This is a genomic window from Galbibacter orientalis DSM 19592, from assembly GCF_000260115.1.
Classification (GTDB): Bacteria; Bacteroidota; Bacteroidia; order Flavobacteriales; family Flavobacteriaceae; genus Galbibacter; species Galbibacter orientalis.
In genome coordinates this window covers 629,920-644,232 of the sequence record NZ_JH651379.1, presented here as the reverse complement: position 1 = coordinate 644,232, position 14,313 = coordinate 629,920, and the positions used below count along the sequence as shown (strand labels likewise).

Annotated in this window: 13 protein-coding genes and 1 tRNA gene; all 14 read right to left on the bottom strand. The window is 31.2% G+C overall.

Features of this window, described 5'->3' with window-relative positions; all coding sequences use genetic code 11:
• Positions 1-3 precede the first annotated feature (3 nt).
• Positions 4-2,703 carry a class I SAM-dependent DNA methyltransferase gene (locus JOOMADRAFT_RS02965; protein WP_008611232.1) on the bottom strand — a complete coding sequence of 900 codons (2,700 nt, stop codon included), beginning with the start codon at positions 2,701-2,703 and terminating at the stop codon, positions 4-6.
• An 89-nt stretch (positions 2,704-2,792) separates the two neighbouring features.
• Entirely contained in the window at positions 2,793-3,161 is a 369-nt protein-coding gene (locus JOOMADRAFT_RS02960) for a hypothetical protein (protein ID WP_008611231.1), read from the bottom strand.
• A gap of 123 nt (positions 3,162-3,284) precedes the next feature.
• Positions 3,285-3,932 (bottom strand): NUMOD1 domain-containing DNA-binding protein, encoded by a 648-nt coding sequence (locus tag JOOMADRAFT_RS02955; protein ID WP_008611230.1) that lies wholly within the window; start codon positions 3,930-3,932, stop codon positions 3,285-3,287.
• Position 3,933: 1 nt separating this feature from the next.
• Positions 3,934-5,334: a primase-helicase family protein gene (locus tag JOOMADRAFT_RS02950; RefSeq protein ID WP_008611227.1), complete on the bottom strand. Its 1,401-nt coding sequence runs from the start codon at positions 5,332-5,334 to the stop codon at positions 3,934-3,936.
• Positions 5,335-5,449: 115 nt separating this feature from the next.
• Entirely contained in the window at positions 5,450-6,181 is a 732-nt protein-coding gene (locus JOOMADRAFT_RS02945) for a hypothetical protein (protein WP_008611226.1), read from the bottom strand.
• Between the two features lie 20 nt (positions 6,182-6,201).
• Positions 6,202-6,900 (bottom strand): hypothetical protein, encoded by a 699-nt coding sequence (locus tag JOOMADRAFT_RS02940; protein WP_157136648.1) that lies wholly within the window; start codon positions 6,898-6,900, stop codon positions 6,202-6,204.
• A gap of 253 nt (positions 6,901-7,153) precedes the next feature.
• On the bottom strand, positions 7,154-7,408 hold the full coding sequence (locus JOOMADRAFT_RS02935) for a hypothetical protein (RefSeq protein ID WP_008611224.1): 255 nt from the start codon (positions 7,406-7,408) through the stop codon (positions 7,154-7,156).
• A 104-nt stretch (positions 7,409-7,512) separates the two neighbouring features.
• The gene (locus JOOMADRAFT_RS02930) at positions 7,513-8,520 is read right to left on the bottom strand and encodes a DUF3871 family protein (protein ID WP_008611223.1); all 1,008 of its coding nucleotides are present in this window, start codon (positions 8,518-8,520) and stop codon (positions 7,513-7,515) included.
• Complete coding sequence (locus JOOMADRAFT_RS02925; protein ID WP_008611222.1) at positions 8,483-9,352, bottom strand: AAA family ATPase; 870 nt, start codon at positions 9,350-9,352, stop codon at positions 8,483-8,485. Before JOOMADRAFT_RS02925 ends, JOOMADRAFT_RS02930 begins: the two co-directional genes overlap by 38 nt.
• Positions 9,353-9,440: 88 nt before the next feature.
• A complete protein-coding gene (locus JOOMADRAFT_RS02920; protein ID WP_008611221.1) occupies positions 9,441-9,785 on the bottom strand; it encodes a hypothetical protein in 345 nt (114 codons plus the stop codon).
• Positions 9,786-9,906: 121 nt separating this feature from the next.
• Positions 9,907-11,055 carry a hypothetical protein gene (locus JOOMADRAFT_RS02915; protein WP_157136647.1) on the bottom strand — a complete coding sequence of 383 codons (1,149 nt, stop codon included), beginning with the start codon at positions 11,053-11,055 and terminating at the stop codon, positions 9,907-9,909.
• A 193-nt stretch (positions 11,056-11,248) separates the two neighbouring features.
• Positions 11,249-12,457 carry a site-specific integrase gene (locus JOOMADRAFT_RS02910; protein WP_008611215.1) on the bottom strand — a complete coding sequence of 403 codons (1,209 nt, stop codon included), beginning with the start codon at positions 12,455-12,457 and terminating at the stop codon, positions 11,249-11,251.
• 230 nt (positions 12,458-12,687) lie between these two features.
• Positions 12,688-12,761, bottom strand: a tRNA-Asn gene (locus JOOMADRAFT_RS02905).
• Between the two features lie 124 nt (positions 12,762-12,885).
• Positions 12,886-14,211, bottom strand: a complete 1,326-nt coding sequence (gene rseP / locus JOOMADRAFT_RS02900) for an RIP metalloprotease RseP (RefSeq protein WP_008611214.1) — start codon at positions 14,209-14,211, stop codon at positions 12,886-12,888.
• Positions 14,212-14,313: the final 102 nt, after the last annotated feature.

The window sequence follows — 14,313 nt, the reverse complement described above, 5'->3', positions numbered from 1 at the left end:
TCTCTATGCTTTTTTCTTCCTTTTCTTTTTAGTTTTCTCCAACAACGTATCTTTATTTATCATCTTTTCATATTCCTTAAAAAGATATTCTAAACGCTCTGTATCGCTTTCAAATGGTTTTAAACGATAACAACGCTCAATAGCTAAATCTAATTGATGATGCGCTTCTTTTAAGCCTTTAGGCATTTTATCTGGGTCGTATAATTGTGCCATTGTTTTATCAGAATACTTTTCTCGTTCTTCCAAAACTTCAAATACGTGCAAAGTAATTTGTTCTTTTTGTTTTTGGGTGATTTCAGGGAATGGAAAAGTATTGTAACAAATCCCAACTGAATAACTATAACGAGTTTCAAGTTTACCACCTACAGCATCAATCCATACCATATGCATTCTGGAAGTTATCACTCCAAAAACAAAAGGTTCAGGGTCATATAAAACTTGTGCGCTTTGTTGAATAACTACCTTTTCACCTAGAAACCCCATTGGGATATAATCTCTTCTTTCTGAAGATGTTAATGGAATAATAATTTGACTATTTACGGGTTGATGTCTGTATCTAAATTGATGTGCTCTATCGACTAAAGTACGAGCAACTTCACCTCCATTTTCTCGAAATTTCTTGCAGCTTTCAACTCTATTTTTAATGAATGGTATCTCTAAAGCATCTTCTAATTCATCATCCTCAATCCAAAGGCAATATCTTTTTAAACCTTTAATAAATTCATTTGCGCCTGTGGTTTCTCTAATATATACTTCGGAATCTGGATATTGGTTTACAATATCATTTTTTTCCTTTTCCGTCAACATCAAATGACCATCATCCAATGCCATATTACCCGATACCATTTTTGGCAATGCACTCAATGCTGTCATTCTTTTTTGAACTATTATATCTATACCATCAGTTAAATATGCATTAATATTGGATGCTTTGATGACATTTCTATCTGTATAAATTAATTTCTGAAAATTTTTAATTGTCCTTTGAAGCCCAATAATAGAGCAAGTAACACCTGCATTGCCCTTTGCATTATTTGTCCATTTAAAGTTAGGTACAGCAAAAAATATTTCAACATTACCTGTTTTTAAAACAGAAGGCCACAATAAACCTACTTGATTTCCCTGACAAATAGAATTTGTAGACACCAGTCCCATTTTAATGTTTCCTTCTAAATAATTAGAGCCTTTGTAAAACCAACAAGAAACATAATCTAAAGTTTTATAATTTGTTTTGCCTTTAAACAGTAATTTCAAATCTTCTTTTTGAATTTTGTCTTGTTTCTTTTGACCTGCATAAGGTGGATTCCCTAAAATATAGATTTCATCACCATCATTTTTAGGACAGGTATCTTCCCAATTTAAACGTGTTGCATTACCTTGTGTGATATGGCCTGCTTCTTTTAAGGGTAAAATAGGTTTGGCTCTACCAAAATCAAACAACTCATCTACAAATATTTTGTTCATTTGGTGTTCTGCTAACCATAATGATAGAATTGCCATTTCGTGAGCAAAATCATCTAACTCTATACCATAAAACTGTGATAGCTTTACTTCTGTAAATACAAAAGAATATTGCGGTTCTAAATCATTTATTTGTCGCCAAATTTTTATTTCTAATTTTCGTAATTCTTTATAAGCAATAATTAAAAAGTTACCGCTACCACAAGCAGGGTCAAATATTTTAAGTTTGGATATTCTATAAATTAATTGACGTAGTTTTTTAGGGTTTTCTTTATGCTTTTCAAACTCATCATACAACTCATTTAGAAACAAAGGTTCAATCACCTTCATAATATTAGGAACAGAGGTATAATGCATACCCAAACCGCTACGATATGCAGGATTTACAACTGCTTGTATCATAGAACCAAAAATATCTGGGTTGATTTCACTCCAATCTAAATCGCCACATTCTAAAATAATTTTACGTGCTTCTCTGGTAAATTGTGGTGATACAATAGTATCTCTAAACAATCCACCATTTACATAAGGAAACTCTCTAAAATGGGATGCTTCTTTACTATTGTCTTTAGTGTTCAGGACCTTAAAGAGCCTATCTAAAAACGTATTGACATCGCTACCATCTTCTTTAGTGTGTTGCGCTAAAGTATCGGTAAACATCCCCTCAATTGGGAATATGTCGGTATCTTCTGCAAAAAAACAAAAGAGTAAACGAGATAAAAAGATATTTAGGTTATGACCACCATCATCATAGATGTTTGGGTTTTCAGTCACCAATATATCATAGAGCTTCGCCATTTTATATGACGCTTTTCTATCGGCGTAATTCTCGTTTTTTTGAGAATACTTTTCTTGACCTGCCCAGGGTAAAAAGAAGCTAAAGTGTTTGTGTATTTCAAGAATTGGTATATCTAAAGCTGCACCTGTTCTAATATCTTTAGCTACTAGTGTTTTATAATCGGTTACAATTACAAATCGTGGATTGTGTTTTAGAGCTTCTGGTTCTTTTGTTAGGTCATCGATAACAGTTAGAAGTGTTCCAGATTCAACTTCTTTAAAGAGCATTTTGCTCTTATAAAGTATTTCTCCTTCTACTTTAGATAAATTAAAATCACCCTTCTTTAAACGTGTAATCGATGTTTTGGATATACCGTATGCCTTTAATAAATCGAATACAAATTCTTCTTTGTTGAAGTTTTCAACTAATGCTATTACGTTTTTTTCTATTTGGGATGTATTCATACACTAAAATATAGTAGATTGACAAGTATGATGTAAAAATAGTAATACTTTATTAGTGTCTTCGTATAAATATTTTGCTATGTGTTAATTTAATTAAAATTTGGAGCACCCCCTAGATTTTTATTGTACGGTTGGATATATTCCCAAAAAGCCTTTCCAGCACTATCTAGATAATAGTAAGCGTAATTATACTGTGTATCACGACCTACTTGATAAATATACTCATTACAATCATAAGAGTATTCATTTTCTTTAAAACACACAACAGCAAAATAATGGGTTTTATAGTCTATTTTGGTAGTATAAAAAGTAACTTTCGATATAGCAGTGCTTAAAGGACTACTATAAGTTGTTCCTCTACTTTGAGATTTTACATACGCTAATATCTCACCACATGATTGTGCATTTGCGCTAAAAGTAATGACAATAAATATAATAGTTAAAATTGTGTTTTTCATTAGGTTATGGTTGTTGTTAGACAAAACTAACCAACCCAATTTTAAAATGCATACGGAATTCCGTAAACGATAGGTTTTGAATGAAATAAAAAAAGGGATAGCATTTCTACCATCCCTTAATTTCTAGGCGTACTTAAATATAAATCCACCTGTTTGTTCCCTTTCACCTCTGCAAACTCTTGATATACAAGTTTTGGATATACCTGTTAGTTCGCTGGCTTCAGATACAGAATCAAATTCTCCAGTTACTTCGCCATCTAATTCCAATTGAAGTACTTTCTTCTTTCTGGCATCTCTATCCAATGGGTATTTATCATATAAGTTATAACTCCAATAATATCCTTTGCAGGTTTTATTTTGCCCTATGCAAGCATTACCTACACAAGTTTTATACGCACTTACTGCATTAGCTGCACTTTCTAAAGAGTTATATTCTGCTATAAACTCTCCATCTATATCATATTGATAAATATTCTTTTTTAAACCACCACCAGAATCAGCATTATAACCTTCTTCTTTTGAATTATATTTAAGAATATACTTTTTCTCTTTTTCTGCTAATTCATTAGGGCTGTTAGCTGTATCTATTTGTTCCCAAGTGAAAGCTTCGGGACTATATGTCCCGATAGCTTCTTGAAATTTACTGCCTACTTCTTGAGATGCTTTTTGTTCATGGTCTTTCTTTCTGTCATCTATAGATTTAGATGTTGCACCGATATAGGTTTTCCCTGATTCTTTATGAGTTACCTTGTAAACTATTAACCTTTCCATGCTAATCTTTTTTATTATTCATAGTAAAAAGGTAATTTCCTCCTGATGACTTTGTTTTAAAATCTAGATTATTATGTTCTGCCCACGTTGATAGGGACTTTGAAAATGAATGAGGGCTTAAATCTTGATATGAGGGATATTCTTTAACAAACTTAGCTTGAAAGTCCCTTTTGTTATATATCCTATTCGGTTGAAAATTCAGTTTCATGAATTCATAGAATTCTTTAGAAGTCTCATTAATTAGTTTGTTTTTTTCTAGATTTATGCTTTTTACAGGAATAAGTCCTTTATCAAGAAAGACTTGAGCACACTCCATCATAAAATAGTAGAACTTATTCCATTCATCTTCATCCCATTGTTCGAAAAATAGTCTGCCAAATTCATCCATGGGCGTTAATTTATCACTATAATAGTTAGCAATTTCAAATTCAAATCGTCTCCTTCTATCAGTAGAGCCTCCTGTGCCTCTTACTGTGTAATTAGATGCTATTAAAATTTTTGGCGTTTCATGGGGTGGAATAAAAATTTCATCCTTATGTTTCTTCTCAATCTGCATTCCATTTGTTATAATAGAATACAATTCTTCTAAATTGAAGTCTTGTGGAACATCATCATAAAAGATAATATCGGTTGTTCTTGTTACTCTTTGGTATTTAAACCAACTTTTGGTTTTGATATTTTTACCATCCATTGTTTCGACTTCTCTACAATGGGAAAGAGCTTGACCAATAATTCCTTTTCCAGTTCCTCCATTAGCGGTACTGTCCCCAGAAATATTTTCATCCATAAAGATGATTGCTTTTGCACAAGAAAGGTCTTGATGCCTATGGAGTAAATAACCTAGAATACTCTTAAAACTTTGGATTCTATCTTCTTCGTTTTTACATATTATATGAATGAATCTTTCAAAGTCCCCAACTTCACCTTCTTTTGGTGCATAAAAACTTCTTTGTAGAATCCTATTTTGCCATACTTTTTTATCCAACTCTTCATAAGTATATTCCTTTATACCAAACTTATATACTTTTGTAAAGCAGTTGTTAAAGTAAAAAGCTGTAGAGTTCTCATTATCTCTATCATTTTCATAAGGTATTGTTTTTAATAACTCCAACCTTGATCTAGTTATATAAGAAGATATACCTTTTACAAAAACCTCATAAACCTGGGTAAGATGATTTTTCTTAAGAAATTCTTGAATAAAATTTGAAATATGGAATTCTTTTACTTCATTCATCAAATTATTTTCAACCCTTACAAACAGATAGTCTGTTTCTGATGTCATTGCCTTGGCAAAACCATGTGCTGACAAGAAGTCAACTAATTTAGAGCTATTTATCTCTATTTTTCCTTTGTTATTGTCCCAGAAGATATTTTCTTCTATTGTAATTTGTTCTTTTCTCATTTTTGAAAATTTAAAAAATTTATAAAAAAGAATCAGCGCTAATTCTGGGACAAATGTATGTCGAAGGTTAAATGTGCGTAGGGGATAAATTAGTGTCCCCTATAAAAAGTCACTATTAATAGGAGGTTACATCATAATCAATTTTATTTGTTAATAAATCTTTTAGTCTTTCTTCAGATTTAGCAGCAGTTTTATTCCCTTTTTTTATATCATTTAAAAATTTTCTCGTATTCTTTAAGGCTTTATAATTTGATCTATTATCTAAAAATAAATAGTTTGTCTCTATAAGTCTACCTAATTCCGCATCAGAATAATCTTCAATTATTTTATGCTTTCTTAAAAGCTGAAATAATACAATTAAATCTGTCTTGTTCATATTAAACTTAATTTTAGAGGATTCATCTATTGATGGTAGAATAAATGAATTTGATAAATACTCATGTGTGTTTTCCAATTCATTTAAAAGAGATGTTTGTATAGCCTTTGATAAAAATGTTACTTCACGAATACTATAATACCATGTATTTAATTTTTCTAGTTGGTGTTTAGCGTAAGCTAATTTTTGTTCTGGAGAAAACAGTTTGTTCTTTTCAATATCCTCTTTGTATTTGTTGACGTAGTTCTCACTCAAACGAGTGATATTAAATTTCAAAGTTTCTTTTAAGGAATATAATTCCCTCATGTCAGGATGAACAGGGTTTAGTTTTATAATTATATCATCTTCGACTTTATTAGAAAATGATCTAGTTGGATTCACTTCATCTTTTGCTATAAAGCTATCCTGAAGTCTAATGAATTCCTTTTCATTTATAAATGATTCAAATTTTAGGTTTAAATGTATATGCATAAAGTTACCATTATATGTTATTAATTTGAGTCTATATCATTGGATTCAATTATAGAGGTAAGGATTTTTTTTAATCTTTTAAACGATTTCTCTACTGGCTTGTTGTTATTCTTTATATTGTTGAGTTCTTTTCCTGCCTTTTGTATATACTTGTATTCTTCCGTTTTTTCATCATAGAACATAAATGATTTTTCTATTAAGAAACCTAGCTCTGAATCATAGGGGCAATCTATAAATTTATGCTCCCTAAGCAGTAAGAATAAAAGGAGTAAGTCATTTTTATTGGCATTTATTTTTATTCTATCGTCAATCCCATAATTTGATAAGACGTGAATTTGGGATAAGTATTCTATAATTTTACTTATCTGATTTTTAAGCTTATTTTTTAATTCATAATTGAGGTATTGGGAATTCTTTACATATTCCTCAACTTCAATAGCCTCCATGACATACTTCTTGGCTAATAACTTGACTTGATCTTCGTCTAGAATTAGTCTTTCTTCCAATATTTCTTTAAAAGATGTAATGTAATTTTGAGCCAAGACATTCATTCTTTTAACTAGCCATTTATGAAACGAAACAGTAATATATTTATCTTTTGAAAATAATTCATCATTCCTAAATACTATCTCACCTTCATTATACTTTATATCAAAATCTTCCCTCCTTGGCTCTTTAAATTGTTTGTTATAGAAAGAACCTGCATCACATTTCTTCAAGAATCTATTTTGAAGCTTTAAATATGTACTATCACTTTTAAAATCTGTAATCAAAACATGGTTCATATGAATATTATTTGTAATTAGACAAGTTGTCAAGTTTTTTATAAAAATATACAACCCCCATGTAAAACAATAGGGATTATACATTTTATTGAGCTCATTATTTTTCAGTGGTTTTTTGATAAAGTAGAAACCGTCTCAAAATTCTTTACAGTTGTAAAGTAAAAATACAGCATAACTACTGATTAGATCATCTAGGCGTTAATATTTCAAAATGGTAATAGAAGTAGGGTTGTCCTTTTATTATGAATACAACCTTTAAATTGGTAGCTAATTTTATATAGGTTACAGAATATATCTTTCCTTGCTTTAAACCTCCAATATCTTTAATAGCTATTACCTTAATTGGGCATTGTAGCTCTTGCAGTTCATTTTTATAAGAAACTACCCAAATACTCGTTGGAGAAGAATATTTGAGTAGTTGAATTAATTCTTGTTTTTTCACGTGTTAGCTATATATTATTAATGTGGTATGTGTTCAAAATGTGCTTAAAACGATTAAAAAGTGGCTTTTTTACTTATCCACACTTTTCAATTACTCAAGAATTTTTAATTTAAAAACCAATTTCCCACATTACTATCTAACGAATTTGCAAGTGAAGTACAGAATTCAAAAGAACCAACATTGCGGTCTATATTATTATGAATATAACTTGACTTGTTGGCACCTGTAAACAAATTGTAGAGATTCCATAGATTTAAAGAGTTGTCCATGCCCTTACAGAAGTTATCATCTGTGTAGTAATTCTTAATAACATTGTTGATTTGACCGTCATTAATATCAAATACCCCTTTTTCTCTATTAGATAATTTAGGAGCGTGTGAAGCCATTTTAAGCTTCCCCATTAAATGTGCAAATTGCCTTTCTGATATTTGATGCTTACCCAAAAACTCCATAGCCTCCATGTGTCTTTCTACATTATATGTTGAAAATAACTCTAATGATTTTTCAATCAATTGATCAATTGCGCTTACACGTAATTCCCCAAAATAACCATCTGTACTGATGCACATATTACAACATACCATATTCTTAAATCCAATGAAGATTTTAAATTTCTCCATACCTTTTTTACTGTATAGGTTTTCTAGATTATATGCTCTTACTCCACCCACCATTAATGTGAGTTTATTTCCGTTGATTACACGAGTTATTTCAGGGAGTTCAAACATAAATGCCATGCGCTCCCAATAGATGGTTTTCTCATGATCTAACAGTTCTTTTGCAGGCTTTCCAATGGCAGTTGGAACTCTACCCTTTATAACGTGAGAAACCCTTATATCTGGCTTTAAAATTAGACTGTTGCTGAAGATTTCTGATATGGCTGAATGAATTGAATTAACAAACTCATAATGACTTATGGTGGTCTCGTTGTCCTTGCTAAATACGGGGATAATACAATCCTTTTTAAGGTGCTCTAAGGTTACTTTAGAAGTGTTAGCTTCAATAAAATTACCATGAGATTCTTGGATTACTTCATCCTCAGAAATAATAATATTTGGTGTTGTTTTAATTAGTTCAATTCTCTGTTGTTTTAGTGATTTCAGCTGATTCAATTATTTGTTCATCAATAGTTTCTAATTCTCTTTTGCGAGTAAGAATGCTATTCTTTATTTTGGATTGAAAAAGTGGATATTTATTATAGATATGTTTTAGCCCTTCAATGGTGGTAGTTTGTTTAATTTCCTTATTAACATCTTCTATATTAGAGACTGAAGTGCACCATTGAATAAGCTTTTTCCCTGTGGATTGATTGACAATAAACTCTGGTTTATTCATAAAGAGCCCTGTTCTGTCTTTGGATGCTTTAGCTAAATGATTGTCATTGATAAGTTCAAAGCTTACTGTAAGTTCATATTCAAATCCACTACGAGTTTCCTCTTTTGTACCTACCTTAGTTACCTTTACTTTTCCATTTTGATCTGTGTCCAATGAATATTCTATTTTACGTCTTGCAGTTGTTATAATGTGACAGTTAGACTGTAAAATACTATCTATAAAAGCAGCGTGTCGAGGAGTTATTTTAGACCAATCTTGAAATCTTCCTCCAAGTTTTTCGTGTATCTCTAAACATCCTCCTTTTCCTTGCCATTCGTGTGAAATAGAGTCAATAATAATTACCTCCATTTTAGCCTTTTCACAGTATTTAATGGCTTCTATGTAGCGCTCTGGACTATATGGTGCATTAAGCTCTAACACATTATAATTGCCTAAGTGAGCGTACAAACTACCACTTCCATTCTCTGTATCTATCAAGGCTATTTTAGACCAATCCTGTGTGATGCCATATGCTATTAATAAAGCGGAATAAGTTTTACCAAATCCACTAGCTCCACTTAACCCTATTTTAAGTCGTACTTGTTGACGTTGTGCTGTCTGTAATCTCATGAGTATATATTTTTTTTGTATAGTTTATAAATAAAAAAAGAGAGCTCATATAGGCTCTCTTTATATAGTTACTAAAGTATTTTAGTATTTATCTTACTACTTCTGTAGGTAAGGTTTGTTCTTCTAGTATTTCCATTTCTTCATTAACAAGTTCATAGCGATGAGATAGTTCTATTACCTCTCCAGTTTCTTGCATCACATAATCAAAAGGTTCGCACTCTACCCTTTTAACAGAACCTTCAAATGAAGTTCCAATAAGGCTTTTACAGGTATCTGCATCAAATGTAGATGGTACAGATGCTGTTTTAGCTGTAATGTATAGTTTACCTGTTTGCTGACTTCTGATAGGCTCAGCCCCACCTTGTACGATAAGGACATTAAATTCTTCCCCCTCATCATTTGTTCTAGTCTTAAAATCAATTACTTTAACCATGATTTATATTTTTAGATTTATATATTAGTGACGGGGATTCTCCCCAAATCTAAAAAAGGGTGGGGTGTTTTGTGGGTTGGTTAAGAGTGAGTTTTTCAGAAAAAATTCTGAATTTTTTTAATTAGAATATAAAAACATAATTCTCCCCATTAAGTGGTAGATCGATTCTTATTTTTTTAAATTTCTTTTTATAAGGAATATTGATATATCCAATATATTCTGTTTGATTTTCGATAGAGTTTCTTTTCAAGTATCCATCGCTTAGAGATTTCTTAATTTGATATTGCTGCCTTGATAAGTTTTCAATATTTTTATTTGCATTTTGTTGTGCCATATAAGCTGCATTGCCATCATATGAGTTTGTTTGACTCGATGTATATGCATTTCCATATGAGTATGATGCACCATAAGCGCTAGTAAACGTATTCCCGTTATACCCATAAGCCGACCCATATGAGCTTGTAAAAGCTGCTGTTGACGAATTTGTAGTTGAGCTAGAATATCCTGCATCAGCTGCAGCTATACTTTCACTAAATGCTGTTGCAAAGGCATTCCAATTTTGTTTTCTTTTTACTTTTTTCATATAGTCTGTATAGCTAAGAATCTTAGCTTCTTCAGACTGATTGGGGCCTAATTTAGATATATAATACGCAGTAATGTTTTCGGGGTTTATATTTACTGTATTTCCAGATAAATTTTTTATTAAAATATTAGCGCGTAAGTATTTTCCATAACTATTATCAAGTGTTAAGAAAAGAGCAATTTCTACCCCTGATTCATCAATAAAACGTTTTATTTGAATACCATCTTTATAATAATAGCCTACATACTTAATAGGAGTTTCATCTATGTAGTCATTTAGGTTCAACATGTCGGTTGACTCACTTTTATTAATTTCAATTCCATAAATATTAAAGGCAGAATCACTATCTTTTTCTTCAATTAAATCAAATTTCTTAAGATTAGAAGGAGCTTTTTCAAATTCAAGTGTAAAGTTGATTTTTTCTCCATAAGATTTAGTAAATGCAAATGTATTACTGTTTTCTAGAGGTATATTGAAACTATTTAAAAGCTTATATTCTTTATTTGTGTCTATGTCTTTCAAGATAAAGTTTTCATTAATGTAAAAGTACTCCCCAATATCAGATCCGTTTATAAGTTCAAGATGTACTAGTGTACTATAATCTCTAAAATCGACTTGAACAACATTAATCTTAGAATATTTGTCATAAGGTTTTTCGATTTTAAATGAATTATACTGTGAATGCAATGGTATAAAAATTAACAAAAATATTATTATTAAGTAAATTTTATAACCATTTAATTTATTTGATATAGTCGAACTATACTTTTTAAGGAGTTTTTTAGTCATTTGCATAATAGTTGCTGTGTTAAATATGTTTTAAAAAGTTAAAACTAATTATTTGATTTTGTGTTTTATTACGGTATTCCTCATTATAGCTTCATTTTTGAAGTCTTTTCGATAAAGAGTACATTTGTTCGCTAACTTTCTTTTGTACTACTTTTCCGTAATACCCTTCAGTGATACTTATACTTGAATGTCCTAAAAGTTCACTTACAATTTCCATAGGAACGTCATTATATAATAGTACGGTAGAAGCAAAAGTTTTACGAGCTGTATGATGAGTTACTCTTTTTTCTATACCAACGATGGCTGCTATCTCTTTTAGATAAGAATTGATTTTTTGATTACTCATTTTTGGAAGTACATATTCAGATTCTGAAGTGTACTTTTTAATTATTTCATTTGCTTTAGGTAGTAATGGTACTGATATATCTTTCCCCGTTTTTTGACGTTTCATTTGTATCCATTTATTACCATCGAATCCTTTAATTAGATGTTCCCTTTTTAGGGTGTTCATTTCATTATATGCTAACCCAGTATAACAGCAGAAGATAAATAAGTCTCTAACAAGGTTTAATCTATTTTGTTGTAAAATATAGTTCTCTAGCTTCTGTAACTCTTCTTGATTTAAGAATACTACACTTTTAGCTACTCTTTTAGGTTTGTGTAGAGAAAAAGGGTCTCGATCAATATATCCTTCTGACACAGCAATTCTCATAGGCTTTCTAAAGCGCTGTATAGCTTTATTTATGGTGATCTGGCGTTGATTCTTCTCTGTTTTGAGATAATATTCAAAATCATCTAAAAACTGCTGATTTAGCTTTTCAAGAGGATAATCTTTCTTTTTGTATTTGCTGTAGATAAACGAGCTTACGTGAGTACATACGTAGTTAAATTTATTCCATGTAGCTTTTTGAATATCCCTCCCTATAAGTTTCTCTTGCTTGTCTAGGTACTTTTTGAAATAGCTAATAACACCATCCTCTTTTTTTACTTTTTTATTTAGATACTTTTGAAGTATATCGTCCACTGTAAAATCGTTTTCTTCAAGCTGTAATTTTAAATGTGCTTTTTCAATTTTAGATCTAATCAGTGCTAATTCTGCGTTAAGAATGGAGTTGTTCTTTTCATTAGATACTGCTAACTGCTTTTTGGAATTCCAATCATCAGGGCTTACAAACTGACCTGTTGAAAATTCCTTTCTTTTCCCTAGATAAGTAATTCTACACCTGATTGGTGATAACCCTTTTTGATTAATTCTTGCGCGCTGCAAGTAAAATAAGATTGTTAATGAATTTTGATGCATAATCAATTGATTTTAAGTTGAACAATTGACATACAATTTGGTTTGAGATATGTACACCTTACATTTAGTATAGGTACACCTAGATGTACACCTTTTTTCTCTCAAAAACTTAACAAGTTGACTTTTTAGTGGAAATACGTAAAATGCAGTTAGTGTAGCTAAACCTGCATTTCAAAAGTGTTATAAAGCAAAAAATCCAGCCTATTTTGAATAGACTGGATTTGAATTTGCTCCCCCTCTTGGGCTCGAACCAAGGACCCTCTGATTAACAGTCAGATGCTCTAACCAACTGAGCTAAGGAGGAATTTATTTTTAAATACTTCTAAGCCTTTATAGATGCTTGCTTGAGAAGCTTTTTATTCCTGTTTTGCGGATGCAAATATATATGTTTTTTTCTTTACACCAAACAAAAAATAAACTTTTTTATTTTATTTGAAAATCGCCTTATAAAGGTCGTTTCCGTTGGCGTACAAAAGTAATGCAATTAATATAAAGAAACCAATCATTTGTGCATATTCTAAGAATTTTTCACTTGGTTTTCTTCCCGTAATCATTTCATATAATAAGAACATTACATGTCCTCCATCGAGTGCTGGAATTGGTAAAATGTTCATAAATGCCAGAATTATAGATATAAAGGCGGTAGAAAGCCAGAATCCTTGCCAGTCCCATGTCTCAGGAAAAAGCTTCGCAATGGTTCCAAATCCACCTACTTCTGTAGCTCCTTTTTTGGTAAAAAGAAACTTCATGGAGCTTATATAATCTCTTAAGGTCCAATATCCGTAGTTAATTCCTGCAGGAATAGCTTCCGCTAAGCTATATGTTTTCTTGGTAATATCTTTTTCAGTTAAAGAATATCCATAGGAAATTCCAATAGTATTATCTTCTTCTGGAGTAACCGATATGGTGTCGGTAATTTTATTTCTTTCAACAACAAGACTTAAAGCCTTCCCGTTTGCATTTTTTAGCTTGTCGGAAAATTCATCAGCAAAAGTAATAGCATTACCATCTACAGAAACAATTCTGTCGTTAGTTTGCAGTCCAGCCATAGCAGCAGGTCTATCGGGAACTATACTATCTAAAATTGGAGCTGTACGGGGTGTAAAAGGTTTTAAAACTCCTTGTTTGTATAAATAGGTGCCTAAGGTATCGGGCAAACTTAAAGTTTCAGTTTTGCCGTTAGGATGCTTTACTTCTATATTTTCAATGCCTCTAACAACAACCAATCTGCTTATATCTAGTATATTTTCAGGAGCTTTGCCATCAATTTTTAATATTTTGTCTCCATCTTTAAATCCATATTGCTCCATTTGATCTGCAACTGCAAATCCATTTGGAAAAACATTTTGAGAAACTTCATTACTTCCCCAAGCATATAATACCATGGCATAGATAAAGAAACCAAGTAAAAGGTTTACAGTAACCCCGCCTAACATAATAATTAAACGTTGCCAAGCTGGTTTGGAACGGAATTCCCATGGTTGAGGTGGTTGTGCCATCTGCTCCTTGTCCATGCTCTCATCTATCATTCCCGAAATTTTAACATAACCTCCCAATGGAAGCCAACCGATACCATATTCGGTTTCGCCTATTTTCTTTTTGAATAAAGCGAATTTTACATCAAAGAATAAAAAGAATTTCTCAACACGAGTTTTAAAGATTTTGGCTGGAATAAAATGACCAAGCTCATGTAAAATAATAAGTATAGATAAACTTAAAAAAAGTTGAATAGCCTTAACTAAAATTGGACTCATAAATTAGGTTTCATTTTCAATCGGACAAAAGTAACGTTTTACTTCTATATAGCACAATCAAAATCAAGTATGCCTAAGTTTTTATGATGGTTTTAAGATAAA

Excerpts from the sequence above, each read along its gene's own strand:
- JOOMADRAFT_RS02965 (WP_008611232.1), bottom strand. The coding sequence starts at position 2,703 with ATGAATACATCCCAAATAGAAAAAAACGTAATAGCATTAGTTGAAAAC.
- JOOMADRAFT_RS02960 (WP_008611231.1), bottom strand. The coding sequence starts at position 3,161 with ATGAAAAACACAATTTTAACTATTATATTTATTGTCATTACTTTTAGC.
- JOOMADRAFT_RS02955 (WP_008611230.1), bottom strand. The coding sequence starts at position 3,932 with ATGGAAAGGTTAATAGTTTACAAGGTAACTCATAAAGAATCAGGGAAA.
- JOOMADRAFT_RS02950 (WP_008611227.1), bottom strand. The coding sequence starts at position 5,334 with ATGAGAAAAGAACAAATTACAATAGAAGAAAATATCTTCTGGGACAAT.
- JOOMADRAFT_RS02945 (WP_008611226.1), bottom strand. The coding sequence starts at position 6,181 with ATGCATATACATTTAAACCTAAAATTTGAATCATTTATAAATGAAAAG.
- JOOMADRAFT_RS02925 (WP_008611222.1), bottom strand. The coding sequence starts at position 9,352 with ATGAGATTACAGACAGCACAACGTCAACAAGTACGACTTAAAATAGGG.
- JOOMADRAFT_RS02920 (WP_008611221.1), bottom strand. The coding sequence starts at position 9,785 with ATGGTTAAAGTAATTGATTTTAAGACTAGAACAAATGATGAGGGGGAA.
- JOOMADRAFT_RS02910 (WP_008611215.1), bottom strand. The coding sequence starts at position 12,457 with ATGCATCAAAATTCATTAACAATCTTATTTTACTTGCAGCGCGCAAGA.
- rseP (WP_008611214.1), bottom strand. The coding sequence starts at position 14,211 with ATGAGTCCAATTTTAGTTAAGGCTATTCAACTTTTTTTAAGTTTATCT.